General features: G+C 39.9%; 22 protein-coding genes, 1 tRNA gene and 1 riboswitch. Of the genes, 9 read left to right on the top strand and 14 right to left on the bottom strand.

The features are described 5' to 3' along the window. Positions 1-3: 3 nt before the first annotated feature. From ACOMC3_RS03800 to alaS, 3 genes are read right to left on the bottom strand one after another with little or no spacing between them, the layout of a single operon-like run. A complete protein-coding gene (locus ACOMC3_RS03800; protein ID WP_420318201.1) occupies positions 4-1,116 on the bottom strand; it encodes a peroxiredoxin family protein in 1,113 nt (370 codons plus the stop codon). A gap of 5 nt (positions 1,117-1,121) precedes the next feature. Further along, positions 1,122-2,576 carry an Asp-tRNA(Asn)/Glu-tRNA(Gln) amidotransferase subunit GatB gene (gene gatB / locus ACOMC3_RS03795; RefSeq protein ID WP_420318200.1) on the bottom strand — a complete coding sequence of 485 codons (1,455 nt, stop codon included), beginning with the start codon at positions 2,574-2,576 and terminating at the stop codon, positions 1,122-1,124. Positions 2,577-2,578: 2 nt separating this feature from the next. Then, the gene (gene alaS, locus ACOMC3_RS03790) at positions 2,579-5,191 is read right to left on the bottom strand and encodes an alanine--tRNA ligase (RefSeq protein ID WP_420318199.1); all 2,613 of its coding nucleotides are present in this window, start codon (positions 5,189-5,191) and stop codon (positions 2,579-2,581) included. Between the two features lie 141 nt (positions 5,192-5,332). Here alaS and ACOMC3_RS03785 point away from each other — a divergent pair, with 141 nt between their 5' ends. From ACOMC3_RS03785 to dprA, 4 genes are all read left to right on the top strand, one after another. Then, positions 5,333-6,316 carry a M23 family metallopeptidase gene (locus tag ACOMC3_RS03785; RefSeq protein ID WP_420318198.1) on the top strand — a complete coding sequence of 328 codons (984 nt, stop codon included), beginning with the start codon at positions 5,333-5,335 and terminating at the stop codon, positions 6,314-6,316. Between the two features lie 66 nt (positions 6,317-6,382). After that, complete coding sequence (locus tag ACOMC3_RS03780; protein ID WP_420318197.1) at positions 6,383-7,567, top strand: CapA family protein; 1,185 nt, start codon at positions 6,383-6,385, stop codon at positions 7,565-7,567. 18 nt (positions 7,568-7,585) lie between these two features. After that, complete coding sequence (locus ACOMC3_RS03775; RefSeq protein WP_420318196.1) at positions 7,586-7,921, top strand: MerR family transcriptional regulator; 336 nt, start codon at positions 7,586-7,588, stop codon at positions 7,919-7,921. Between the two features lie 3 nt (positions 7,922-7,924). Next, entirely contained in the window at positions 7,925-9,022 is a 1,098-nt protein-coding gene (gene dprA / locus ACOMC3_RS03770; protein WP_420318195.1) for a DNA-processing protein DprA, read from the top strand. A gap of 3 nt (positions 9,023-9,025) precedes the next feature. Here dprA and ACOMC3_RS03765 read toward each other — a convergent pair whose 3' ends face one another. From ACOMC3_RS03765 to ACOMC3_RS03740, 6 genes are read right to left on the bottom strand one after another with little or no spacing between them, the layout of a single operon-like run. Further along, on the bottom strand, positions 9,026-9,871 hold the full coding sequence (locus ACOMC3_RS03765; RefSeq protein WP_420318194.1) for a hydroxymethylglutaryl-CoA lyase: 846 nt from the start codon (positions 9,869-9,871) through the stop codon (positions 9,026-9,028). A gap of 1 nt (position 9,872) precedes the next feature. Next, complete coding sequence (locus tag ACOMC3_RS03760; RefSeq protein WP_420318193.1) at positions 9,873-10,331, bottom strand: hypothetical protein; 459 nt, start codon at positions 10,329-10,331, stop codon at positions 9,873-9,875. Between the two features lie 53 nt (positions 10,332-10,384). Further along, positions 10,385-11,338, bottom strand: a complete 954-nt coding sequence (metF, locus tag ACOMC3_RS03755) for a methylenetetrahydrofolate reductase [NAD(P)H] (RefSeq protein ID WP_420318192.1) — start codon at positions 11,336-11,338, stop codon at positions 10,385-10,387. After that, positions 11,339-14,026, bottom strand: coding sequence for a methionine synthase (metH, locus tag ACOMC3_RS03750; protein WP_420318191.1), 2,688 nt, complete (start codon positions 14,024-14,026; stop codon positions 11,339-11,341). Between the two features lie 5 nt (positions 14,027-14,031). Beyond that, on the bottom strand, positions 14,032-14,385 hold the full coding sequence (locus tag ACOMC3_RS03745; RefSeq protein WP_420318190.1) for a four helix bundle protein: 354 nt from the start codon (positions 14,383-14,385) through the stop codon (positions 14,032-14,034). Between the two features lie 13 nt (positions 14,386-14,398). Further along, positions 14,399-15,424, bottom strand: a complete 1,026-nt coding sequence (locus tag ACOMC3_RS03740) for a homocysteine S-methyltransferase family protein (RefSeq protein ID WP_420318189.1) — start codon at positions 15,422-15,424, stop codon at positions 14,399-14,401. 46 nt (positions 15,425-15,470) lie between these two features. Beyond that, positions 15,471-15,582: riboswitch (SAM riboswitch) on the bottom strand. Positions 15,583-15,641: 59 nt separating this feature from the next. On the opposite strand from ACOMC3_RS03740, the gene ACOMC3_RS03735 reads away from it, so the two are divergent. Next, positions 15,642-16,547, top strand: coding sequence for a Ppx/GppA phosphatase family protein (locus tag ACOMC3_RS03735; protein ID WP_420318188.1), 906 nt, complete (start codon positions 15,642-15,644; stop codon positions 16,545-16,547). Between the two features lie 175 nt (positions 16,548-16,722). Here the strand turns inward: ACOMC3_RS03735 and ACOMC3_RS03730 are convergent, their stop codons facing one another. The 3 genes from ACOMC3_RS03730 to ACOMC3_RS03720 are packed head-to-tail and all read right to left on the bottom strand — an operon-like array spanning position 16,723 to position 18,852. Next, complete coding sequence (locus ACOMC3_RS03730) at positions 16,723-17,235, bottom strand: DsrE/DsrF/DrsH-like family protein (protein WP_420318187.1); 513 nt, start codon at positions 17,233-17,235, stop codon at positions 16,723-16,725. A 19-nt stretch (positions 17,236-17,254) separates the two neighbouring features. Further along, positions 17,255-17,563: a TusE/DsrC/DsvC family sulfur relay protein gene (locus ACOMC3_RS03725; protein WP_420318186.1), complete on the bottom strand. Its 309-nt coding sequence runs from the start codon at positions 17,561-17,563 to the stop codon at positions 17,255-17,257. 11 nt (positions 17,564-17,574) lie between these two features. Then, on the bottom strand, positions 17,575-18,852 hold the full coding sequence (locus ACOMC3_RS03720) for an NAD(P)/FAD-dependent oxidoreductase (protein ID WP_420318185.1): 1,278 nt from the start codon (positions 18,850-18,852) through the stop codon (positions 17,575-17,577). Between the two features lie 288 nt (positions 18,853-19,140). On the opposite strand from ACOMC3_RS03720, the gene ACOMC3_RS03715 reads away from it, so the two are divergent. Then, positions 19,141-20,169 carry a metallophosphoesterase gene (locus ACOMC3_RS03715; RefSeq protein WP_420318184.1) on the top strand — a complete coding sequence of 343 codons (1,029 nt, stop codon included), beginning with the start codon at positions 19,141-19,143 and terminating at the stop codon, positions 20,167-20,169. A 141-nt stretch (positions 20,170-20,310) separates the two neighbouring features. Here the strand turns inward: ACOMC3_RS03715 and ACOMC3_RS03710 are convergent. Further along, a tRNA-Met gene (locus tag ACOMC3_RS03710) sits at positions 20,311-20,383 on the bottom strand. A gap of 46 nt (positions 20,384-20,429) precedes the next feature. Continuing rightward, positions 20,430-20,876 (bottom strand): YybH family protein, encoded by a 447-nt coding sequence (locus ACOMC3_RS03705; protein ID WP_420318183.1) that lies wholly within the window; start codon positions 20,874-20,876, stop codon positions 20,430-20,432. 14 nt (positions 20,877-20,890) lie between these two features. On the opposite strand from ACOMC3_RS03705, the gene era reads away from it, so the two are divergent. The 3 genes from era (at position 20,891) to ACOMC3_RS03690 (ending at position 25,424) form a co-directional block, all read left to right on the top strand. After that, positions 20,891-21,775 carry a GTPase Era gene (era, locus tag ACOMC3_RS03700; RefSeq protein ID WP_420318182.1) on the top strand — a complete coding sequence of 295 codons (885 nt, stop codon included), beginning with the start codon at positions 20,891-20,893 and terminating at the stop codon, positions 21,773-21,775. Positions 21,776-21,790: 15 nt separating this feature from the next. After that, complete coding sequence (locus ACOMC3_RS03695; RefSeq protein WP_420318181.1) at positions 21,791-23,623, top strand: S41 family peptidase; 1,833 nt, start codon at positions 21,791-21,793, stop codon at positions 23,621-23,623. A 61-nt stretch (positions 23,624-23,684) separates the two neighbouring features. Further along, a complete protein-coding gene (locus ACOMC3_RS03690; protein ID WP_420318180.1) occupies positions 23,685-25,424 on the top strand; it encodes a DUF885 domain-containing protein in 1,740 nt (579 codons plus the stop codon). Positions 25,425-25,448 lie beyond the last annotated feature (24 nt).

Genomic DNA, 25,448 nt, shown 5'->3' with positions numbered 1-25,448 from the left:
CGGCTATCCAAAAATCTCTTTTAGTTTGGCTTCTAAACTTGCTCCTCTCAAGTTCTTAGCAATAATTTTCCCGTCAGGATCGATCAAGAAGGTAGCAGGAATAGCGTTCACCTGATAATCCACAGCTGCCTTACTTCTCCAGTACTTAAGGTCAGAAACATGAAGCCATGGCAGACCGTCTTGCTCGATGGCTCCAAGCCATTTGTCTCTTGTGCGATCCAAAGAAACCCCTAATATTTCGAAATTCTCATTGGAGTATTTATTGTAGACACGAACTACGTTAGGGTTTTCAGCTCTGCAAGGTCGACACCAAGCAGCCCAAAAGTCAATAAGTACGTATTTACCTCTTAGTGAGCTTAAAGTGATGGTTTCGCCCTCTGGATTTTGAAGTGCAATCTCTGGTGCTATTTTACCGATTGCAAGGCTTTTCTTAGTAGATACTTGCGAGATAAGATTTTCAACATGGAAGTTTTCAGGCATTTCCGCTTGCAGCTGCGTAGCAATTGAGTCAATGAATTCGAAATTTTGAGTCGCGTCAATCATCTGAAGCCCATAAAAAGCTGCCAATGAAGGGGTAGCTTGTTTGATCAAGTCTTTTAATTGTCCCTCTGTTTGCTGAGAAAATGCTATCATCTCAGATTGAGATTGTTGAAAAGCCTGCACATCATTGTTGGCGCGTGCTTGTCTCTGAGTTTGTTGCATGATTTGAATTTCAGTCCGATACTGTTGCATGATCGCGTCAATTTGATTCTTGAACTCAGTATCATAAGATCCGGACACTTCAAAAAACCCTCTTGGGTCATTGCCGTGAGCATTTACAACCACCTCTTGTTCTTCTCCGGTTAAAATCAAAGTAATGATCTGTCTTCCATTGATATTTACTCTGAAAAATGCAGGTTCTTCAATCTCTAAAAAAGATATAAAATTTCCACTTGCATCAAGCTCCAAAGTATCATATGGTTGAACTCCATTTTCTCCTATTATCTCTAAGTAAGCAAAACCTCCAACCGGAAACTGCTCAAAATTTCCAGTGAGTTTCACACCCTCACTGCCTTGCTGATTGCATCCAGAAAGGATTGCTAAAAGTGCTAAAATCAAGAATTTATACTTCATCATTTTGTCTAGTTCTTCTTTTCCAACGCCTCTAATAAAAGTTCGTTCGTTTTTTTCGGGTCTGCCTTACCGTGGGTTTGTTTCATAACCTCACCCATAAACATTCCTAATAGGTTTTTCTTTCCATTTTGATAAGCTTTTACTTTATCAGGAAATGCATTCACCACTTTCAAAATTACATCGGAAATATCATCTTGACTGACTGTTTCCACATCAAGTTCGCTCAATAATTCAGCTATGCTTTTTTCACTGTCTACTAAAGCAGGGAAAACTTTTTTCATAGCAAGTGAGTGACTCAACTTTCCATTTGCTATAGCTTCGACCAGTTCAACTAATTGATTTTCGGTAATTGGCAATGCTGGCTCATCTGAATCATCTTCATTGATTACTGATTTTATCGGACCCATTATCCAATTTGCTACCTGTTTATAATGAGTTGTTTTTTGACAAACGTTTTCAAAATAATCTGCAGTCATCTTAGTGTCAGTAAGTACTCCAGCGTCATAGGGTGAAAGTCCAAATTCTGAAATAAATTTTTCCCGTTTCATCCCTGGTGTAGCTGGCATATTATTCTGAATCTCTTTCAGCCATTCTTCAGAAACTGTAAAAGGGCTAAGGTCTGGTTCCGGAAAATATCTGTAATCATTCAATTCTTCCTTCGTTCGCATACTCGATGTGGTCCCAGTATTGGCATCAAATAAACGGGTTTCTGAAATGATTGAATCGTCGTTTTCCTTTAGCTCAATTTGCCTATTAAACTCATACTCGATAGCTCTTCCCACATTACGAATCGAATTCATATTCTTTACTTCTACCTTCTGACCGAGCTTCTTATCTCCTTTCTTTCTAATCGAGATATTTGCATCGCATCTCAACGATCCTTGTTCCATATTACCATCACAGATTTCCAGGTAGCGAACGATTTTTCGAATTTCAGTCAGAAAAGACATGGCGACCTCAGAACTTTCAATACACGGTTCTGTTACAAGTTCCACTAACGGTACTCCAGCCCGATTTAAATCAATCATTGAATCTGATGAGTCTTCATCGTGAATCGATTTACCTGCATCCTCTTCCAGATGTATCCTATTAAGTGTAACATCTACCTCATTACCGTTTTTTAGAGAAACGGGTACATTACCACCTATACAAATTGGTGTTTTGTCTTGGGTTGTTTGAAATCCCTTAGGTAAGTCTGGATAGAAATAATTTTTACGGTCAAAGATGCAATACCTGGAAATCTCGCAATTGCATGCTAATCCCATTCGAACTGCATATTCGATAGCCTTTCTATTTAGCTTAGGCATGGTTCCAGGATGCGCAAGGGTTATCACACTGACATTACTGTTTGGATTTTTTCCAAAAGCAGTGGAATCTGATGCAAACAACTTGCTTTCAGTGGCCAGTTGAATGTGCACTTCCAACCCGACAATCAACTCATATTTACTCGCCAGATCTGACACGATCAACCCTTGATAAGTTCTTCACCAATTATCAATGCCTCATCCAAACCAGAGAGGTCTTTACCTCCAGCAGTGGCATAAAATGGTTGACCCCCTCCTCCTCCTTTGATAGGAGTTGCCATTTTTCGAATGATTTCATTCGCGTTCATTCCATCCTTGACCAAATTATCCGCCAGCATCACAGTAAGCATTGGCTTTTCGTTAATTTTTGCAGCGATAAGAAGCACAAGATCGTCTACTTCTCTTTTCAAATCGAAGGCTACTTGTTTCATGCTATCAGCAGATGGGAATTCACCTTTATAGGTGATGAGTTTTTTACCATTTATCTCTTTTGCGCCATTCTTTAACTGATTCTTAATCTGACCAGCCTGTTGCTGGTTCATCTCATCAATCTTTTTCTGATTTGCCAGGTTTTCTTTTACCAGATTTTCAACCGTTTTCTTAAGATCTTTTGGATGCTTAAGCATCTCCTCTATTTCAGAAATCAATTGTAGTTTATTCTGATAATACTTCTCTGCCTCAACCGATGTAACCGCTTCAATTCTTCGCACGCCAGCAGCACTAGAACCCTCACTTACAATCTTGAATAATCCAATATTTCCAGTTCTAGGGACGTGGGTTCCTCCACACAACTCAACAGAATAGTCGGAATCAAAAGTGATCACTCGAACAAAATCGCCATATTTTTCACCGAAAAGTGCCATTGCCCCCATTTCCTGAGCTTCATCAATCGGCACATTTTTCTTTTCGCCTAGCGCAATGTTTTCTCTGATCTTCTGATTGACTATTCGCTCTACTTCAGCAATTTCTTCATCCGTCATTTTTGCAAAGTGCGAAAAGTCGAATCTTAACACCTTATCATTTACTAATGATCCTTTTTGCTGAACATGATCGCCCAAGACCGATCTGAGAGCGGCGTGCATCAAATGAGTTGCAGAGTGATTGTTTTCTGTCAATCGTCGTTTACTTTCATTTACAACAGCCCTTACCTCTCCTTTTAAGGATGAGGGTAATTTTTTAGTAAAGTGAACAATGAGATCGTTTTCTTTTTTGGTATCCACAACATCGACCTTTTCTTCACCAAACTGTAGGTATCCCGTATCTCCCACCTGACCACCACTTTCAGCATAGAATGGAGTCGTTTCCAGAACTATCTGATACAAGGCCTTATCTTTTTGCTTCACTTCCCGGTAGCGAAGCAGTTTAGTCTCAGATTGAATTTCATTATAACCAACAAACGTTACATCATCTCCTTCATTTACTACCGTCCAGTCTCCTGTAGTTTGCTTTCCCGCACTTTTAGATCGGTTCTTTTGGACTTCCATTTCTTTTTGAAAACCAGCCTCATCCACTTCCATATTGTTTTCTCTGGCAATCAATGCAGTCAGATCCAATGGAAAACCATAGGTATCATATAATTCAAATGCTGTAGACCCCTCAATCACTTTGGAATTTCCTGATGTGATTGTATCGAGCTTTTTCAATCCATTATCAAGCGTTCGAAGGAATGACAGCTCCTCCTCCTTAATCACCTTAGCAATAAAATCCTTTTGACCTGTCAATTCAGGAAACACCCCATCAAACTGGTCGACTAATACACCTAGAAGTTCGTGTAGGAATGGCTCTTTGAATTCAAGAAATGTATATCCATAGCGAACAGCCCTTCTAAGAATTCTACGGATAACATATCCGGCCTTATTATTACTTGGAAGTTGACCATCAGCTATGGTAAAAGCAATTGCTCTAATGTGATCGGAAATTACCCGAATAGCAATATCTGTTTTTTCATCCTTTCCGTATTCTACACCCGCCTTTTTTGCAATCCACTGTATTAGTGGTTGGAAAACATCCGTGTCATAATTGGACTGTTTGCCCTGAATGGCCATTGCCAAACGCTCAAAGCCCATTCCGGTATCCACATGCTTTTCAGGAAGATTTTCCAATGCTCCGTTTGCCAATCGGTTATATTGAATAAATACCAGGTTCCACACTTCTACAACCTGAGGGTGATCCTGGTTAACTAAATCTTTTCCAGGCACTTTGTCTACTTCACTTTGAGGTCTGAGATCTATATGGAGCTCTGAGCATGGACCACAAGGTCCTGTATCTCCCATTTCCCAAAAGTTATCTTTTTTGTTCCCATTGAGCACTCTATCAGCCGGAAGATGCTGCAACCAATATTTTTTTGCTTCTGAATCCTGATCCAGGTTTTCAGATGAATCACCTTCGAAAATGGTTGCATAGAATCGTTCCTTAGGTAATTTGAATCTATCAGTAAGCAACTCCCACGCCCAATCAATGGCTTCTTCTTTGAAATAATCACCAAATGACCAGTTCCCAAGCATTTCAAACATGGTGTGATGATAAGTATCAATTCCTACCTCTTCAAGATCATTGTGTTTTCCTGATACACGAAGACATTTCTGCGTATCTGCTACACGTTTATTTTCCGCAACCTTGTTACCCAAAAAGTAGTCTTTAAACTGATTCATGCCCGCATTTGTAAACATTAGGGTTGGATCATTTTGTACCACAATTGGCGCTGAAGGCACTATTTTGTGCGATTTGCTTTTAAAAAACTCAAGGAATGTGTTCCGGATTGACTTAGAGTCCATTTAGGATGAAAAAATTAGAATGTTACTGTAAAATCTTGCAATTATGAAAAAATCTTAAATATCTGTAAATTTGCCGCTGTAATTTGTAAACCACCTGCTTTAAACTATTTTGCAAAATTACGATTAATTACGCATCAACCCATGGCAAAAATTAAGTACTACTACGACACGGAATCTTGCCGGTATGAGCGGATCAAAGTCTCTTCATGGGATATTGTGCTCAACCTACTAGGTTTTTTAGTAGTTTCTTCCATTATCGGACTAGGCATTTTTTTTGTGACAGACCATTACTTTGAGTCTCCAGCAAAAGCTGCTTTAAGAAAGGAAAATGAAGAGCTGAAACTATACTACCAATTACTTGAAAAAGATGTAGCTGAAGTTAACAAGATGCTTGCAGTTCTTGAGGAGCGTGACGATGATATATATAGAGTTGTATTTGGAGTAGAGCCTATCCCTGATGAAATTAGATCTGCCGGTGTTGGGGGTTCTAACAGATATCGAGAGCTTTTAGAAAAAGGGTTGCAAAGGGAAGAACTTATCCTTAACAATATGCAACGCATCGATAAGCTGAAGAAACAGATGTATATCCAGACCATGTCATACGATGACATTATGGATATGGCGAAAGATAAAGAGGATCTCTTGGCTAGCATGCCAGCAATTCAGCCTGTTTCTAATAAAGAGCTCAAAAGACTTGCCTCTGGATTTGGTTATCGAATGCATCCAATCTATAAGGTTAGAAAGATGCATGAGGGAACTGATTTCTCACTTCCTACTGGAACACCAGTATATGCTACAGGTGACGGTGAAGTAGTATATACTAAGACCAAGTTTTCTGGCTATGGTAAGCATATTAAAATCAAACATGGGTTCGGTTACCAAACTCTATATGCTCACTTAAGTGAATTTATTGTGAAGCCGGGACAAAAAGTGAAAAGAGGTCAGGTCATTGCTTACTCCGGCAATTCCGGAGGATCAACAGCTCCTCACTTACACTATGAAGTAATTAAGGATAATAAGAAAGTAAATCCTGTAAACTTCTTTTACCAGGACTTGAGTGATGAAGAGTATGCTGAGGTTTTAAGATTATCAGCTCTTGAAAATCAATCAATGGGTAATTATTAGTACCTAAATCAAAGAATATTGAAAGCGGTTAGTCATTCTGGTTAACCGCTTTTTTATTTGTATCCAATGAAAACACGCTACTTCATTTTACTGATCATTGGAACGTGGGCTTGCAAATCAGTCAAAACCACCACCTCAACGCCTGTTTTGATTCCCGTCGAAACTGTTGCAAAAGATGTAGCCATTGATACTATTTATTTGATCACTCAAAAAGGTGATACCCTATTAAGTCTTGACGAAGAAGTAAGCATTACCATTGAACGGCTACTACCTGATACAGTAACCATAGCTGCTGTTGGAGATATCATGACTGGAACAAATTTTCCAAACACTTCTTATTTACCAGAAAACGATGGGGCTTATTTGTGGCGTGAGGTGAAACCCTATTTACAATCAGCTGATATCACGTTTGGAAACCTGGAAGGAACCATTTTAAATGATGGAGGAGAGCAAAAGGAATGCAACAACCCTAAGCTTTGCTACTTATTTCGATCACCCGAATACCTTGCAAAGAATTTTGTTCAAAGTGGATTTGATTTAATGAGCGTGGCAAACAACCATGCTAACGACTTTGGGGAGACAGGCAGAAAAAATACCCAAAAAGTACTCGACTCTTTAAATATTACTCATGCTGGATCTATTGATCAACCATTCACTATCGTGAAAATTGGTCATCTAAAAATTGGTTTTTGCGCATTTGCACCTAACAGAGGTACCGTAAGTATTCATAATTACGAAAACATCAAATCTACCATTCAACATCTTGATAGTCTATCCGATATCGTCGTGGCTTCTTTTCATGCCGGAGCTGAAGGTTCGAAGCATCAGCACGTTACCAGGAAAAGAGAATACTATTATGGTGAAGATAGAGGGAATGTTTATGAGCTAGCTCATCTAATGATTGATAAGGGTGCAGATGTAATACTTGGTCACGGTCCCCATATTGTCAGAGCGATAGAAGTATATAAGGAACGTATCATCGCATATAGTCTGGGTAATTTTTTGACTTATGGAAGATTCAATTTGAGAGGTCTGGCTGGCGAAGCTCCTCTTTTAGAGATCAAAACAAATGCTTCTGGTAAGTTTCTTTCGGGAAGAATTCATGCTTTTCGACAAAGTTATTCGCTTGGACCAAGAAATGATTTGAATCTTTCTTCTATAAAAACAATCCAACGATTATCTTTGGAAGACTTTCCTGAAAATCCTGTGACCATTGATGATGAGGGAAGAATTATCTATCTTCAAAAATAAAAGCCTACTTCACCAAAAGTGCCCTACAAGGAAAAGGAAATTGAAAAGAAATACTACACCATCGGCGAGGTTGCCGACGAGTTAGGTGTAGCTACTTCCTTAATACGATTTTGGGAGGGTGAGTTTGACAACATCAAGCCGAAGAAAAACCGCAAAGGCAATCGGCAATTCACGAAAGATGACCTTCAGAATGTCAAACTAATATTCCATCTGGTTAAAGAGAAAGGCTATACGCTTCAGGGCGCAAGAGACTTCATCGCAAATGGCGGAGAAACCACATCAGACAAAATGGAGATGATTGAGTCTCTCAAAAAAATCAGAAAATTTCTTACCGAGCTTAAGCAAGAGCTTTAATACATGTCCGAAGAGTTGGTTTTCCAGATAGCGCTGGAGCTAATTCCAGGTGTTGGCAATAGAGCCACTAAGCAGCTTATGAGTTATTGCGGCTCAGCGGCATCTGTATTTCGATCTTCAAAAAGTAAACTCCTTAAGATCCCTGGTGTTGGCGAAAAAATGGCTGACATTATCTCCAAATCCAGTCCTTTTAAAGAAGCAGAAGCTATCTGTAAATTGGCTGAAAAGATCAAGGCAGATGTTTTACATTACAGCAATCCAAGATTTCCGAAACGACTGAAACAGGTTCCGGATGCTCCAAATATTCTTTATGTTAAAGGAAAAGGAGAATTAAATCCAAAACGCTCCATTGCAATCGTAGGGACCAGAAAAGCTACTGAATACGGAAAGAGCATTACAGATAAAATTGTAGCTGACCTTTCTAACCTTAATGTTTCTATCACTAGCGGCCTTGCTTATGGTATTGATATTCAAGCTCATAAAGCTTGTCTAAATAGTAACATACCCACATTTGCGATATTGGCAGGAGGACTCGATCGAATATATCCATCAGTTCACAAAAAGTATGCGGAGCAAATCCAAGAATCTGGTGCAATCCTTACAGAAAGTATACCAGGAACCAAACCTGATCCTCATCTATTTCCTGCTCGTAATCGTATCATTGCAGGTACTACCGATGCGACAATTGTAGTAGAAGCCGCAGAAAGAGGAGGAGCTCTTATCACAGCAAATATTGCAGATTCATATAACAGATTGGTCTTTGCCGTCCCCGGTGATGTCGGACATACCTTTTCTGAAGGCACCAACAAACTCATTGCAACTCAAAGAGCCCTTATCTACACAGGAGTAGAAGACTTAATCTATCATCTCAATTGGGATGTGAGTCTCGAGGATGATAAACCTAAAATCATGCCTGAGCTTACTGTTGATGAGCAAAATATTTTTGAACTGCTATCAGAGAATCGGTCACCCATTGAAATAGATTTGATCGCATTAAAAACACAAATCCCTATCAATCAGGTTGCTTCCCATCTCTTGAGTCTAGAATTTAAAAACTTGGTGAAAAGTATGCCTGGAAAGAAATTTGGGGTTACTTCTTAAACTTCACCCCAACACTGAAGGGGCCATAGCAATGGCTTCTTCAAATTTTTCCTGATTCAAACCGGTTTCAACTCTGTTTTCATCCAGCCAAGAAACCATTACCTCTGTAGCCATATTGCCCGTGAGGTCATCTTTGGCCATGGGGCAGCCTCCAAATCCTTTTATCGCTCCATCCATTCTTCTACAACCGGCTTCATAAGCGGCCTTTACTTTCTCTTTAATTGTATCAGGTGTGGAATGTAAATGTGCTCCAAATTCAATGTGTGGGAACTTTGGAATCAGTGTTTCAAAAAGGCTTGTAATATTAGCAGGCTCAGAAACACCGATGGTATCTGCTAGTGAAATAATTTGAACCTCCATCTTATCCAGCCGATCTACAAATTCTCCAACGTAACCCATCTCATATGGATCACCGTATGGGTTGCCAAAACCCATAGACAAATACACCACCAACACTTTTTCATGATCTTCAGACAGCTCCTGCATTTCAGCTAAATCATCAAAAGCATCATTGATGGATCGATTGGTATTTCGCTGTTGAAAGGTTTCGGATAATGAAAGTGGATATCCCAAATATCGAATTTCATCAAATTGACAGGCGTCTTTTGCACCTCTAATATTTGCTACAATGGCTAGCAATTTTGATGTAGTTTCTGCCAGATTTAATCTTTCCAAAACCTCTGCTGTGTCTCGCATTTGAGGAATAGCTTTTGGAGAAACAAAGCTTCCAAAATCTATGGTGTCAAATCCAACTTTAAGAAGCTGATTAATGTAGCTGATTTTGGTTTCTGTAGGGATGAAGTCATGCAAACCCTGCATGGCGTCTCTTGGACATTCGATAATTTTCATATCATTTGTCGAATATTTTATTTAACTCTTCCATCTTACTCTTAACTTTCTGAAGATCATCCTCTGTGATCATGGCTTTCATTTGTTCTGAAGAGGCAGCCATATATTGTTGCACTTGTGCTCTTTGTTCTGCTGGCATTTTAGCCATTTCCTCTTCCATTTTCACTAATCCGTAAGCTATTGATATGGTAATCCACTTTCCTGTCCAATCCCCATCCCAGCCGTGCTTTGCAAAAACTGATTTTATTTTCTCATTTGCTGCAAGTGTTTGAATCATATTGTAGTCTCCTACATTATCAAATGATTCACCTAAAGCATCTAAATCTGCTACTAGAGGCTCATATGTTTTGATAAATTTATCTACATCACCTTCTTTAAGTGGTGTTGTCGTAGGCATTTGAGAAAAAGAGAGAATACTCGCGGATAGGAAGAATGCAATTGAGAAAAGTGATTTTTTCATAGTAATAGAATTAAGACTTGAAGTTAACCACTTCCGAAATCGTGCCAAAGAAATTAGAAAAACTCTCTTGCTATTCGACGAATAGCGTCTGATTTTCCCATGCTGTAAAAATGGATCACTGGAGCTCCGTAATCAATCAACTCTCGGCACTGCTGAATCCCCCATTCTATTCCTAATTCCTTCACCTCAGTATTGTCTTTACATTTCGTTATCTCCTGCTCCAATTCATCGGGTAGATCGATCTTGAAAATGTTGGGAAGTATGGTTAAATGTTTTTGAACTGCAACAGGTTTGATTCCAGGGATGATCGGAACATTGATTCCAATAGCTCTACAGTCTTCTACAAATTTGAAATACGCCTTGTTGTCAAAAAACATTTGAGTAACAATATATTCTGCTCCCAATTCGACCTTTTTCTTTAACCATTTCAAATCAAAGTTCATGTTTGGTGCTTCAAAGTGCTTTTCCGGATAGCCTGCCACCCCAATGCAGAAATCAGAAGGAATCGCATTTTGTAATTCTTCATCCAGGTATTCTCCTTTATTCATTGCAGCAATTTGCTCAACAAGGTCTGAGGCATAAGCATTTCCATCTGGTTCTGGTTTGAATTCCCTTTCAGACTTGATGTTATCTCCACGTAGCGCTAATACATTATCAATTCCGAGGAAATTAAGATCGATTAAGGCATTCTCAGTTTCTTCTTTTGAAAATCCACCACAAATGATGTGAGGAATAGCATCTATGTGATAGTGGTTTTGAATAGCCGCACAAATACCTACCGTCCCGGGACGCTTCTTGATACTTCGTTTCTCTAACAACCCATTTTCACGTTCTTTATACACATATTCCTCCCGATGATACGTCACATCAATGAATGGAGGATTGAATTCCATCAATGGGTCAATCTGATCAAAGAGATTTCTGATGCTATCACCCTTTTTGGGTGGAATGATCTCTAACGAAAAAAGTGTCTTATCTGCGTTTGCTATATGTTCGGTTACCTTCATTTACTTGTAGTTCAAATTCGGAGCAAGCCATTTTTCAACCTCCTCAAGTTTCATTTGCTTTCGTTTTGCATAACTCTCTACCTGATCCTTTCCGATCTTTCCTAGCCCAAAATATTTAGAGTCCGGATGTGAAAAGTAGAATCCACTGACTGCTGCAGCTGGATACATGGCATAGGATTCCGTAAGGGATATACCAGTATTCTTCTTAACTTCCAGCAGATCAAAAAGTGTTTGCTTTTCCGTATGATCCGGACAGGCAGGATACCCGGGTGCTGGTCTAATGCCCTGATACTTTTCCTTGATCAAATCCTCATTTGACGACTCTTCATTAGCAGCATATCCCCACAATTCCTTTCTCACCTTTTGGTGCATCAGTTCAGCAAAGGCCTCAGCCAATCGATCGGCTAATGCTTTGGCCATGATCTCTTTATAGTCGTCGTGCTCAGCTTTATACTTTTCTATTAGTTTCTCCAGGCCAATTCCTGCCGTCACAGCAAACCCACCCATAAAATCATTTTCTTTCGGATTTAGAAAATCAGCCAATGAAAGGTTAGGAATATTAGGTGCTTTTTTCCCTTGCTGACGTAAAAAATGGAACGATTGATCGCTTCCAACAACCTTTACATCATCGCCATTTCTAGTTACTTCAAATAGTCCTACGACTGCATTTGCCTGAAGTGTTTTATTTGAAATGATTTCATCAAGCATCTGCTCTGCATCATTGAAAAGCTTCTTGGCCTCACTTCCTACTGTTGGATTCTCAAATATGGCCGGATATTTCCCTTTGAGCATCCAGGTAGAGAAGAATGGGGTCCAGTCGATGTACTTGCGAATTTCTGACAAGTCATAGTCCTCTAATACGGTGATTCCTGGTTTATTTGGTTTAGTAATTTTGTGCTCAGACCAATCAATGGGTAACGCGTTTTTCTTTGCTACATCGTATGAAATATAATTTTTAGCCTCTGTTCGCGTCGCATGATCTGAAGCTAAATCTTTGTATTCTGACTTGATCAATTTGCTATACTCTGAAGACCTATCACTTAGAAGGTTGGTGGACACTCCAACGCTTTTGGAAGCATCCAACACGTGGACGACCGTCTGATCATATTTAGGCGCAATTTTTACCGCAGTGTGAATTCTTGACGTTGTGGCTCCACCAATTAACAAGGGTGTTTTCATCTTGCGGCGACTCATTTCTTCGGCAACATTCACCATCTCATCCAGTGATGGAGTAATCAAACCACTCAAACCAATGATGTCAGCTCCAATTTCTTCTGCTCGATCCAAAATTTTATCTGCGGGCACCATCACTCCCATATCCTCAATATCAAAATTGTTGCAAGCCATAACGACTCCAACAATGTTTTTCCCTATATCATGAACGTCTCCTTTTACAGTTGCTAAAAGGATCTTCCCTTTGGTGTTGCCGGAAGCTTTTTCTTTTTCCAAATATGGCGTTAGGTATGCTACTGACTTTTTCATCACCCGTGCACTTTTTACTACTTGTGGCAGAAACATTTTTCCGCTTCCAAACAGATCTCCTACAATATTCATCCCATCCATCAGTGGACCTTCAATCACTTTCAGCGGACTTTGATATTTAAGTCGTGCCTCCTCTGTATCTTCTACTATAAAATCAACGACTCCTTTCACCAACGCATGTGACAATCGATCTTCTACACTGGCTTCACGCCAACTGAGATCTTCTACTTTTTTCTTGCCACCTCCTTTTACATTTTCAGCAAATGCAAGTAGCCTTTCTGTAGCATCCTCCCTGCGATTTAGAAGTACATCCTCTACGTGCTCGAGAAGATCTTTCGGAATCTCATCGTACACTTCAATCATACCAGCATTGACTATACCCATGTCCATACCTGCCTGAATCCCATGATACAGAAAAGCAGAATGCATCGCTTCTCGGACTACATTGTTTCCTCGAAAAGAGAATGAAACGTTACTTACTCCCCCGCTTACTTTGGCCCCTGGTAGGTTTTCCTTTATCCATTTGGTTGCTCTGAAAAAGTCAATTGCATTGTTGTTGTGTTCTTCAATTCCAGTTGCGACTGGGAATATATTCGGATCAAAAATGATATCCTGCGGTGGAAATTTCACCACCTCTACAAGGATTCGATAGCTTCTTTCGCAGATTTGAATTCTTCGTTCATAGCTATCTGCCTGGCCCTTCTCATCAAAAGCCATCACAATTACTGCCGCACCATATCGCTTGACCTTTTTTGCATGATCAATGAATTCCTGTTCGCCTTCTTTCAAACTAATAGAATTCACTACACCTTTCCCTTGCACGCATTGTAAACCTGCTTCAATGATTTCCCATTTGGAAGAATCGATCATGATTGGAATTCGTGCGATTTCAGGCTCGGATGCAATCAAATGAAGGAATTTGATCATGGCTTTTTTTCCATCTAACATTCCCTCATCCATGTTCACATCCAGAATCTGTGCTCCTCCTCGTACTTGATCCAGCGCCACCTCCAACGCCTCATCGTATTTATCTTCAGCTATGAGTCGAGCAAAACGTTTGGAACCTGTCACATTGGTGCGCTCACCAACATTGACGAAGTTGGTGTGCTCAGTGACGATTAGCGGTTCTAAACCAGAAAGAATTAGGGGCTTCATTGCTTCAGTCGACGGCTGCCTGTCGACTGTCGACTGATCTGCTGTTGACATATTCCTCATATCAACCCCTTCTTTAAAGCTTGAATCATCACAATAATTTCCTCAGTTTCTTTATAAAATCTATTAAAATCCTCATCAGATATTATTTTTCTCCTCCTTCCAACATATAAACATGAAACCACTTCAATACCGGATCGTTGAGCATAGCCTAAGAACTTGGCAAATTCCTTATTGGACTGCCCAGTAGATCCTTCGGCAATATTCAGACAAATGGAATCTGCAGCTCTTTTGATCTGAGCGGTGAGAATGAATCGCTCATCAGGTGGAAATTTCTTGGTAAGATCATCAATGTCCCCAGTGAGCTCTAGAGCCTTTTGCCAAACTCGTAAATTTTCAAACTTAAATGCCATTCTAAATTGATGATTATTGTTGACTATCGACTAAAAACTGTGGACTATATGCTAATGATCGTGGACTGTAGCCTTGCGCAAGCTTGGCTATCGCTGCAATATGCTCAGGCGTGGTTCCACAACACCCTCCAATGATGTTCACTAATCCTTCCTCTAAGAATTCCTTAATCTGATCCGCCATCATTTCAGGAGTTTCATCGTACTGACCAAATTCATTTGGTAAACCGGCATTGGGATGGGCGCTTACTAAAAAGTCCGACTTATCTGCCAAAACCTTTAAGTATGGTCTTAACTGTGCAGCTCCTAACGCACAATTCAACCCTACACTTAGCAAATCCATGTGTTGAATTGATATTAGAAAAGCTTCTGTAGTTTGGCCTGAAAGCGTACGTCCTGATGCATCTGTGATAGTACCAGAAACCATGACCGGAATATCAATTTTTCGCTGTTCTTTGATTTCATCAATAGCAAATAGAGCGGCCTTTGCATTCAAAGTGTCAAACACGGTTTCCACCAACAGCATATCTACTCCACCTTCTATCAATGCTTCCGCCTGCTGCTTGTATGCTACTCTCAGTTCTTCAAACGTAATCGCCCGAAATCCTGGATCATTTACATCTGGAGAAAGAGAAGCAGTTCGATTCGTAGGACCCATTGCTCCAGCTACAAATCTTGGTTTATCAGGCTCATTTTTCGTGAATTCATCAGCAGCTTCTCGAGCAATTTTAGCAGATTGATAATTCAACTCATACACTAAATCTTCCAGCCCATAATCAGCTTGAGCAATGGTAGTTCCTGAAAAAGTATTGGTTTCTGCAATGTCTGCGCCAGCCTCAAAGTACTGAGCATGAATCTCTTTGATAATATCTGGTCGGGTAATTGAAAGAAGGTCATTGTTCCCTTTCAATGATTTTTCATGATCCTTCAACGACTCATTTCTAAAGTCATTTTCCTCCAACTTATGCCGTTGAATCATCGTGCCCATGGCTCCATCGAGCACCAGGATTTTTTTTAGTAAAAGTTCTGTTAGTTTCTTCATTCTCTGGATTAAAGCTTACTTACCAGAGAAAGTTCCGATTGGATTCAACTCATCTCTCCCGCAACTGCGAGATGGGAAGTAGCACCGAAATTCATTCACTGATGAACAGGTTGCTAAGACGTCACAGGGCCCAGTCCCTCGGTCTTTCTTGATAAGTAATGCAAATATATCAGAAAATAATTCTCAGCAGTAAATAGGATGTTACCTTTATCTTAAGATGAAATTAGCAGCGATTGATATAGGCTCCAATGCAGTTCGCTTACAAATAACCAGAGTGTTGGAATATGAAAAAGTGATCACATTTAAGAAGTTAGAGTATGTTCGATTCCCTCTTCGGTTAGGACACGATGTATTCTCGGAAGGCCGGATCAGTGAATACAATGAGGACCGATTTTTTAAGCTTATGACGGCCTTTAAAAACCTAATTGATTTGTATGAAATCGATGGTTATTTTGGTTGTGCTACTTCTGCAATGCGTGAGTCAGAGAATGGAAAAGAAATCGTGGATAAAGTTCATGAACAGCTAGGTCTGAATATTGAAATTATTTCAGGAGAACAAGAGGCTGAGATGATTAACAAAGTCATCTTACAAGGATTAGATGATGGGCATTATATACACATTGATGTTGGCGGTGGTAGCACTGAGTTGAATATATATGACAGGCATGAGAAAATATTTTCTCACTCTTTTAAGATTGGATCCGTACGAACACTTGAAGGCAGAGATACACCAGAGGCCTGGGAAGAAATGAGGGAATGGGTAGCCAAACATGCATTTAAAAAAGGAGAAAAGATAACAGCCGTTGGTACAGGGGGTAACATCAATAAACTATTTGAACTCTCAAATCCTGAGAAAAAGAGTCGCAAAATGTCATTGAATACGCTTATGCGTACACAGGATATTTTGAAAAATCTTTCGTTGGATGATCGATTGAATAAGCTTCAACTTAATCCAGACAGGGCTGATGTAATCATCCCTGCATCAGATATATATGTTGGGGTAATGCAAGCTGCCAGAGCTAAAAGCATCATTGTTCCAGATGTGGGATTAAAGGACGGTATCAATTATCACCTTTATCAGACACACCACCCTGAGAGTGAGAAGGTTTTTGTGAAGAATTGATTGATGTTGTTTTTTTTGTAAATATTGGGTTTAGTCTAGGAAAAGGCTCCTGAAAATTTGTTCATCCATCCTTCCAGATGGATAAAACGCTTGTCTCTTTGATAATTTGAAAGAGCGTTTTTTTTAGGAAATTCAAAAAAAGGGCTCTAAAACAAGAGCCCTTCAATTCACTTAATTATATGAAGATGATTTGTGATCCCTCTTCCTGTCCACGTTCGTAAAAATCACCGACAGTCAGCACATCGTCCAACTCGTCCCAAAGGTCTTCCTTTTTAAGATGAAACATATCCATGGCAAGCTTGCAGGCAAATACTTTACCTCCAGATGCTTTGTATATTTCTAAAAACTCACTGACAGGAGGGATATCCAGTTTATCCATTTCGCGTTTCATCATGGCACTTGCCAATGTTTCCATACCTGGTAACCCTCCGATCATTGTTGGAATATGCATCCCGGGATTACCCACGGTAGCTACATGTAGGTTGTCCATCTTCTTGGGCTGTAGCATTTCCAATCCAAAGAAAGTACAAAAGATCTCAGACTCCAGCCCCTCCATTCTTGCTCCGTTCGCAAGTATCAATGCAGCATAAACTGAGTCTACGGTAGCTTTGGAATTGATAATCATCAATTTCTTCAATGCTCGTTTTTTCTTTGTTGTTTCCTTTGCAGGTGCTTCTATTGTTTCCATTTTGGTAAAATTTTAAGTTTTAAATACAACTTGCAGGTTTGGGTATTCCTGCGCAGCGAGATGCCTTTTTAAGTGGGCCACCAGGAAAGAGTTGATAGAATTCCTTTATGTCCACCACCCCGGATTTGCCTACCCTTCTTATAGACAGGGCAGTTCCTTTCACTTGCTCTTCCCTCAGATAATCCAGGATTTCAAAGTGACGATCAGTCAAATCAATTTCTTCCTCAGCAGCAATACTTTTGGCAATTTCTTTGTCCCATTGCTCCATGTCCAATAAGTACCCTTGCTCATTTACTTCTACTGGTCTATTTGCAATTAGTGTTTCCATGATTCAAATATTTAGTGTGTTGTCAGTTCTTCTTTTTTTGTTAGTTCTTCTTTTTTTTGCTCCACCTCTTTGCCTGCATAGGACATTTGAGGAGATATAAATGGTATCGTTTTACCTTTCATTAGTCGATTCCAGTAAATCCATCTAAAGGCTAATTTTCCCCAGTGATTGACTTTATTTTCTTTTAATAGCTTCATTGGACCTACACCCTTAAAAGGAAATAGTCCAGGAACAGGCTCTTGATCGTAATTAAAATCGATCAACATTGCTTTATTAAAACCTGTCTCAACGAAACAGTTAGCATGACCATCAAAGGCCGGTTTCAATTCCTTTCCATCGACGTAATTCAAAATGTTTTCTGTCAACACTTCAGCTTCAAAGTGAGCGACAGAGCCAGCTTTGGAAGTCGGGATATTTGTAGCATCGCCAATTACAAATACATCTTCATATTCCTGAGATTGTAATGTATGCTTGTTAGTAGGCACAAAGTTCAAATCATCCCCCATTCCACTTCTGAGAATTACATCATCACCCATATTTGTTGGTACCGTAACCAATAAATCAAATGGCACTTCTATTTCGTCCCATGAGACAATCTTCTTATTTTCATTATCTACTGAAGCTATGGCAAAATCCGGGACTATTTGGATGCCCTTTTCGTCAAGCAGATGTCCCAGCGTCGCAGCTGCTGTGGGCTTGGTGAAAGCCCCATCCAATGGAGTCACATAGGTGATCTCCACCTTTTCTCTGATGCCTCGTTCCTGAAAGTACCAGTCAGCCAAGAATGCAAACTCTAGCGGTGCTACCGGACATTTTATTGGCATTTCGGTAATGTGAACCACCAGCTTGCCTTCATCAAATGTTTCCAATTTCCTTCGTAATTGGCTAGCACCTTCGAATGTGTAAAAATCAAAAACAGATTTTTGCCATTCTGACCCATTCATACCCTCAACCTCCTCTGGCGCTATTCTGGAGCCCGTTGCGATAATCAATAAGTCATACTTCAAGACATCCCCTTCTTCTAACCTGACCTGGTGCTGTTCTGGCTCAATTACTTCAATCCTCTTTTGGATATAGTTTACTCCCTCAGGAATATATGCTCCCTTCGTTCTAAAGCAGTCCTCCTCTTCATAAATTCCAAATGGAAGAAATAGAAATCCGGGTTGATAGTAATGTTTTTCGAATTGATCAACAATTGTAATCTCCCAGTCTTTAGGTAATCTCGTTTTTAGATGATTGGCCATCATTGTTCCTGCCGATCCTGCTCCGAGTATGAGTAAATTTTTCATCTTTTATCTCCTTTATTGATGGGGTAAAATAAGACCACAATGAGGGGAGAAGTGCTGATAAATATCAAGGACAGACATGAGCTATGTCGCTGATAGTTAGTTATGTAACAAATGTTACATAAGGCTTTACTCATTTATTAAGTAAAGCGAAACCACACCTTAAATCGCAAGTGTTATAATAGTTTCCTTTCCCTTCATGCGAAGCAGGCGGCTTACTTTTTTTTGCGAGACCAAATGATGGTGCTACATCAATGCATAATGAGGAGCACATTTTATAACTTAGACTTTATGTTACGACTCATCATTGCTGCACTAGCAATAACCTCCTTATTCATTGCAAATGCTCAAAACAACAGCCATAACTCTAATATCAACGACGGTCCCTACATCTTCATTGAAGACCAACAGCTGGTACAAAAAAGCGTGGTAGACGGAGCGGTGGTCCGAAAGGAATTAATAGCAGAGACCTATGATACTACTTTCCGGGTGGAGCCATCCACGTACATTAAGGTGGAGAAGATCGCTGCTTTGAGTGACATCCATGGCCAATATGATTTGGCTGTAGAGATTCTTCAAAACAATCAAATAATTGATGAGGAGTTGAACTGGAGTTTTGGAAAAGGTCACCTTGTTATTGTTGGTGACATTTTTGACCGTGGAGACACGGTAACAGAAGTCCTTTGGCTTATCTATAAGCTAGAAAAGCAAGCGCAGAAGGCGGGTGGAAACCTCCATTACCTGCTTGGTAATCATGAATACATGGTCCTTCACAAGGATCTGAGGTATCTACATGAAAAATATCCAGTGGTTTCTGAATTACTGAAAATGAGTTATGATGATTTGTATGGAAAAAATACCGTTCTGGGACGGTGGTTACGTTCCAAGCACACCATTATCAAAATCAACGAACACGTGTTTGTACATGGAGGGATCTCCAATGCTTTTTTGAGTACTGTTAGGTTCGACCTAGCATCCATCAACAAAACCATGCGAGAATCCATTGATCGAAGTAAAGAGGAGATGAAAGCCACTGATTTCTACACTACATATTATGGAAGCTCTGGCCCCATCTGGTATCGGGGTTATTTTTATAATCCTATTCCGGAGCAAACGATAGATAGCATTCTAACTAAAATCACATCGGATCATATTGTTGTTGGACATTGCTCTAATGAAGAAGTTGTCAGTCGGTACAACCACAAAGTCTTTGGGGTTGACTCCAGTATCAAAAAGGGAGAATATGGAGAAATCTTATTCTTGTTAGATGATAGGTATTACCGTGGAACGAAAGAGGGGGATATAATTGAATTTGAATAAAAAAATCTCAGATTTCTCTGAGGCTTAGCTTGTAGCGAGGACAGGACTTCCCGTGGCAAGCACGAGACAGGCTTCTCGCCTTGTTTTATTTCTCATAAAGAAAAAAATCCCAGTCATATAATGACCAGGATTCTTATCTAGTAGCGGGGACAGGACTCGAACCTGTGACCTTCGGGTTATGAGCCCGACGAGCTACCAACTGCTCCACCCCGCGATATGAGTGCAAAATTAGATAGAATATATTGATTCGCAAAAGAATTTCAATCTTCCTCTTTAATTCTATTCCAGATATCTAAATAGATCTTCCAAACACCGTCAACCTTGCGCCAAATGACCACATACTTTCCTCTCCAATTATAAGTTTGTTCGCCATAGGAACTTGTACCTTCATAATACCCAAAGTCATAAGCTTCATTCTCCCATACTTTAATCTCAGTAGGTATAAACTTGTGATGTGTGGTTTTCCATTTTCTTTCTTTATCAGCTGGATTCCAATAATTGGACAGCTCTTTGCCCTCAAGAATATCTGTATCTTCAGGGAAGATTTTGGCATCTTTGGTGTACATCGCCACCACCTTATCACGATCTCCGGAAATAAGATATTTAGAGAATTTTGTAGCCTGAGATTTAATCGCCTCGACTTCCTTATTCTGTGCATTGGTAGCTATAGATACAATCAGTATTAGTATGGTTAGGGTTATCCGCATAGTTTTGTGTTTGAATGAGTGAAACGAAAGACTTTAAATCTGGGTTCGTCAATATCATTGGTCGACCCAATGTAGGCAAGTCAACCCTGCTAAATGCTTTGATGAATGAGAAAATTGCCATTACCAGCAACAAAGCTCAAACAACGCGTCATCGCATGTTTGGAATCCTAAATGATGAAAACTATCAGATCGTATTCTCAGACACTCCGGGCGCTATCGACCCAGCATATAAGTTGCAGGAAAAAATGATGGGATATGTGCGTACAGCTCTTGATGATGCCGATGTAATCCTTTACATGGTTGCTCTGGAAGATAAAAATGAGTATCCCGAACTGATCGAGATGGCACAACGAGCAGAAGCTCCGGTCATCTTTCTCATGAATAAGACAGATACCGGGAAAGGCTCTCAAGCATATGATAAGTCTAACTATTGGAAAGAGCTTTATCCTGACCTGGAGATCATGAACATTTCTGCTCTTGAACAACAAGGTACGCAGGAATTAATGGATAGAATACTGGAGTTGTTGCCCGTGCACCCAGCTTTCTTCCCAAAAGATGAAATCACTGATAAGAGCGAACGCTTCATTAGTGCAGAAATCATCCGTGAGAAAATTTTCATGAATTATCAGCAGGAAATTCCATACAGCTCAGAAGTGGTAGTCACGAGTTTCAAAGAAGAGGAAACCATCATTCATATTGATGCGGAAATATATGTAGAGCGTGACAGTCAAAAAGGCATCATCATTGGGAAAAAAGCCGAATCCATCAAAAAAGTGGGGACCCAAGCCCGAAAAGACATGGAAGCATTCTTCGGTAAGAAAATTCATTTACAAACTTTTGTTAAAGTAGAAAAGGACTGGCGGAAAGATGACCGGAAATTGACTAGGTTTGGATACTAACTAAGTCAAAATTCTATGCGTTCATTTATTCTTTTTTTAATTACTATTTGCCTCTTATTTTCATGCACGTTTGTGAACGGAAATACTTTTAAAAAAGAAGGCAACCTACCTGAAATCGAAAGACTATATCTAACCTGCAAGATCTGGGGCTTTTTGAAATACTACCACCCCCTGGTAGGAAAAGGTTCATTCAATTGGGATGATAAGCTTCAATCAGTATTAAAAGTTACGAATGATATTACTACGTACGAAGAATTCTCAGACTACATGTATAAGTGGATCTATTATATGGGAGAACTCAAGGAATGCAAAAGTTGTAGCAAGGCAAACAAAAACGATCTATTTCTTGAAAATTTTGACCTTTCGTGGACGCAGAGTCAATATTTTTCTGACGAATTGCAAAAGATCTTAAAGTATGTTGAAAACAATCGCTTCCAAGGCAACCATCATTATATAGGAAGAGGGGATTTAGAACAATTTGAAGCTAAAAATGAAAATCAGGACTATGGACTAAGTTGGGAGAATAAAAATGTTAGACTACTTCCTTTGTTTCGATACTGGAACTACATCGAATATTTTTTTCCGTACAAATACAAAACAGACCAACCCTGGAACGAGGTATTAAAAGAGATGATTCCCAAGTTTTTGGAAGCAAAAACACAGCTCGATTTCCAGCTGGCTATGCTGGAACTAGTAGTAAAAGTAGATGATAGTCATGGAGCTTTCCTACCACCTTTAGTTGATCAACTTCCCTATTTCAATTTTCCTTCCGTAAAATTTGAAATGGTGGAAGACCAAATAATGGTAACAGAGATTATTGATGAAGAAAAAGCTCAAAAGGATGATCTTCAAGTAGGTGACGTACTTCTTTCGATAAATAATCAATCAGCCAAGCAGATTCACGAATCCCAAAAAAAATACATCTGGGCTTCAAATGAAGCCGCCAAAAATGCAGGAATTCGATATGCCCTATTTATGGGCATCAAAGGTACCGCCCAAATTACAATCCAGCGAAATGGTGCTACTAAAACTGGAAGTATTACACTCTATCGTTCAACAGATTTAAAACTCAAAGAAGTATCTAAGCCCAAGTGGAAAAGTATTAATGACCCTATCGGCTATGTTGACTTAAAAAATCTGACTATTAAGGAAGTCAACGAGATGATGGAGGAGTTAATCAATAAGTCTGTCCTCATTTTTGACATCAGAAATTATCCTCGGGGGACCTACCGGGCCATTGCCAAATATTTGCACCCTTCGGAAACCACCTTTGCAATCTTTACCCGACCTGATTACACCTACCCGGGTAAGTTTATCTGGTCAGGTGCCAGTTCGTGCGGAAATAAAAACGAAGATTACTACAAAGGGAAAGTCATCTTATTGGTTAATGAAAAGACCCAAAGTCATGCCGAATTTACCTGCATGTGCCTGCAAACTGCACCTAATGTTGTCATTGTCGGAAGCCAAACTGCAGGTGCGGATGGCAGTGTGACCAAATTGCCAGTGTTTAAACGATATTACTCATCGCTATCAGGAGTAGGAGTATACTATCCCGATAAAGGCGAAACTCAACGTATCGGGATTGTGCCCGATATTAAAGTTAAACCGACAGCCGCTGGTGTTCGGGCAGGTAGAGATGAAATTCTGGAGGCAGCAATAGAGGTAGCCAAAGAAGAAATAGCAAGATTGATTGCTGAAGCTGCTCGATTAGAAGCTGCAAGACTGGACTCTATTCTGCAAGATTCTATTCGGATGCAAATGCTGCTGATGGATTCATTGCAGATTGATTCGATTCAAATGGATACACTGCAGATGGATACACTACAAATCAAAGATGGAAAACAATAGGTGCCTCCCCAGCATGTAAGAACATAGTTATTTATATTGAGTGAGGTTAAAGATTACTGATATGAGAAACGTTCTGACATTGCTACTGCTTATTGCTGGAATACGAATTCATGCGCAATCCGATGAGAAGCTTGCTTCCATCATTGATAGCCTTGATAAAATTGATAAGCGCTATTCAATTGAAAATCCCATCTGGCGTGGACAGCACCCTACCACTTTTACTTTCCAGAAGATGGAGGCGAAGATAGAGCAAGTCAACAGCATGCGTCCTTACTTAGAAGACCTGGAAGCTCTGGGACGAGAAGATCTCACAGAACAAGGATACATAAACCGTTCAATCAAGCTTCTTCAGATAAGTAATGAAATCAGTGAAGTTGATTACAAAATTTATTTAATTCCATTCAATGCAGAGGGTGGATTTTTTAATCGACCATCCTTTTTTTTACCAAACTTACCTTTTGAGACCAAGCAAGATTATGAAGCTTATTTAAGATGGCTGCCTTCATTCGCTCAATACATTTCTTACAATCAAGGGTTACTAGAGCAAGGGGTTAAAGAAAAAATTCAGGCTCCCAAAGTGATCGTGCTCAACATCATCTCCCTTCTTGCGCCATGGACAGGCGAGGAAATAAACAACAATCCGTTTTACACACCATTTAATGTAATGCCTTCAGCTATTGGTGAACAAGACCAGCTTGAACTAAAAGAAAAAGCTGCTAAAATCATTGGTACGGATATCTTACCAGCTTATCAACAATTAGAGAAATTTCTCAAAGACGATTATCTTCCAAAAGCACCTGAAAAAGTTGGGATTAGCGAAATCAAGAATGGTAAGAGCTATTACGAAAACAGGGTCAGACATTTTACAACTTTAGAGATAACACCAGATTCGGTCTTTGCAACCGGATTGGCTGAGGTGGCTCGAATAAGAGCTTCAATGGATGCTGTTTTAGAGGAGGTTGGTTTTGATGGTTCATTTGAAGAATTCCTGGCTTTCCTTCGAACAGATGAACAGTTTTATCCAATATCTCCACAAGAGCTACTCAACTATGCCGCATGGTTAAGTAAGAAAGCGGAGGGACAGTTACCTCGCCTTTTCTCCAAGTTATATGAGTTGCCGTTTACCGTAGAGCCTGTACCAGATGATATTGCACCAAAATATACTGCCGGAAGATATGTTGGCGGAAGCAAGGAACAAGGCAGACCAGGTATCTACTGGGTCAATACGTATGATCTGAAAAGCAGAACGCTTTACACTTTGCCCGCTTTAACTCTTCATGAAGCGGTTCCGGGACACCATTTGCAAAATGCGATAGCCGCAGAGTTGGAGGATGTTCCCGAGTTTAGAAGGAACTATTACATCAGTGCCTTTGGAGAAGGCTGGGGATTATACTCAGAGTATTTGGGCGAGGAAATGGGGATGTATGATACACCTTATGATTTATTCGGAAGATACACCTATGAAATGTGGCGTGCGTGCAGATTGGTAGTGGATGTTGGTCTTCATTATAGGGGATGGACCCGTCAAGAGGCTGTAGATTATATGGCAAGCAATACCGCACTTTCCATTCACGAGGTAAATACAGAAATAGACCGGTACATAGGATGGCCGGGGCAGGCGGTGAGTTATAAGATGGGTGAGCTCATGATTAAGAAACTACGCAATGATGCTTCAACTGCATTGGGAGAATATTTTGATATCCAGGAATTCCATTACCATGTTTTGAAAAACGGCTCTATTCCCCTACCAATTCTGGAATCTGAGATCAAAAGTTACATCACAGCAAAAAAAGGTGAGTAACGCATACATATGCGTTAACTTCGC

This window comes from Ekhidna sp., assembly GCF_965212185.1.
Lineage (GTDB): Bacteria > Bacteroidota > Bacteroidia > Cytophagales > Cyclobacteriaceae > Ekhidna.
The sequence above is the reverse complement of the archived record's forward strand: the minus strand, read 5'-3'. Positions and strand labels throughout refer to the sequence as shown.

Excerpts from the sequence above, each read along its gene's own strand:
- ACOMC3_RS03705 (WP_420318183.1), bottom strand. The coding sequence starts at position 20,876 with ATGCGGATAACCCTAACCATACTAATACTGATTGTATCTATAGCTACC.
- ACOMC3_RS03715 (WP_420318184.1), top strand. The coding sequence starts at position 19,141 with ATGTTACGACTCATCATTGCTGCACTAGCAATAACCTCCTTATTCATT.
- ACOMC3_RS03765 (WP_420318194.1), bottom strand. The coding sequence starts at position 9,871 with ATGAAAATTATCGAATGTCCAAGAGACGCCATGCAGGGTTTGCATGAC.
- metF (WP_420318192.1), bottom strand. The coding sequence starts at position 11,338 with ATGAAGGTAACCGAACATATAGCAAACGCAGATAAGACACTTTTTTCG.
- alaS (WP_420318199.1), bottom strand. The coding sequence starts at position 5,191 with ATGGACTCTAAGTCAATCCGGAACACATTCCTTGAGTTTTTTAAAAGC.
- era (WP_420318182.1), top strand. The coding sequence starts at position 20,891 with ATGAGTGAAACGAAAGACTTTAAATCTGGGTTCGTCAATATCATTGGT.
- ACOMC3_RS03740 (WP_420318189.1), bottom strand. The coding sequence starts at position 15,424 with ATGAAGAAACTAACAGAACTTTTACTAAAAAAAATCCTGGTGCTCGAT.
- ACOMC3_RS03785 (WP_420318198.1), top strand. The coding sequence starts at position 5,333 with ATGGCAAAAATTAAGTACTACTACGACACGGAATCTTGCCGGTATGAG.
- ACOMC3_RS03695 (WP_420318181.1), top strand. The coding sequence starts at position 21,791 with ATGCGTTCATTTATTCTTTTTTTAATTACTATTTGCCTCTTATTTTCA.
- ACOMC3_RS03800 (WP_420318201.1), bottom strand. The coding sequence starts at position 1,116 with ATGATGAAGTATAAATTCTTGATTTTAGCACTTTTAGCAATCCTTTCT.
- ACOMC3_RS03725 (WP_420318186.1), bottom strand. The coding sequence starts at position 17,563 with ATGGAAACACTAATTGCAAATAGACCAGTAGAAGTAAATGAGCAAGGG.
- metH (WP_420318191.1), bottom strand. The coding sequence starts at position 14,026 with ATGTCAACAGCAGATCAGTCGACAGTCGACAGGCAGCCGTCGACTGAA.
- ACOMC3_RS03730 (WP_420318187.1), bottom strand. The coding sequence starts at position 17,235 with ATGGAAACAATAGAAGCACCTGCAAAGGAAACAACAAAGAAAAAACGA.
- ACOMC3_RS03735 (WP_420318188.1), top strand. The coding sequence starts at position 15,642 with ATGAAATTAGCAGCGATTGATATAGGCTCCAATGCAGTTCGCTTACAA.
- ACOMC3_RS03690 (WP_420318180.1), top strand. The coding sequence starts at position 23,685 with ATGAGAAACGTTCTGACATTGCTACTGCTTATTGCTGGAATACGAATT.
- ACOMC3_RS03760 (WP_420318193.1), bottom strand. The coding sequence starts at position 10,331 with ATGAAAAAATCACTTTTCTCAATTGCATTCTTCCTATCCGCGAGTATT.
- ACOMC3_RS03780 (WP_420318197.1), top strand. The coding sequence starts at position 6,383 with ATGAAAACACGCTACTTCATTTTACTGATCATTGGAACGTGGGCTTGC.
- dprA (WP_420318195.1), top strand. The coding sequence starts at position 7,925 with ATGTCCGAAGAGTTGGTTTTCCAGATAGCGCTGGAGCTAATTCCAGGT.
- ACOMC3_RS03720 (WP_420318185.1), bottom strand. The coding sequence starts at position 18,852 with ATGAAAAATTTACTCATACTCGGAGCAGGATCGGCAGGAACAATGATG.
- ACOMC3_RS03745 (WP_420318190.1), bottom strand. The coding sequence starts at position 14,385 with ATGGCATTTAAGTTTGAAAATTTACGAGTTTGGCAAAAGGCTCTAGAG.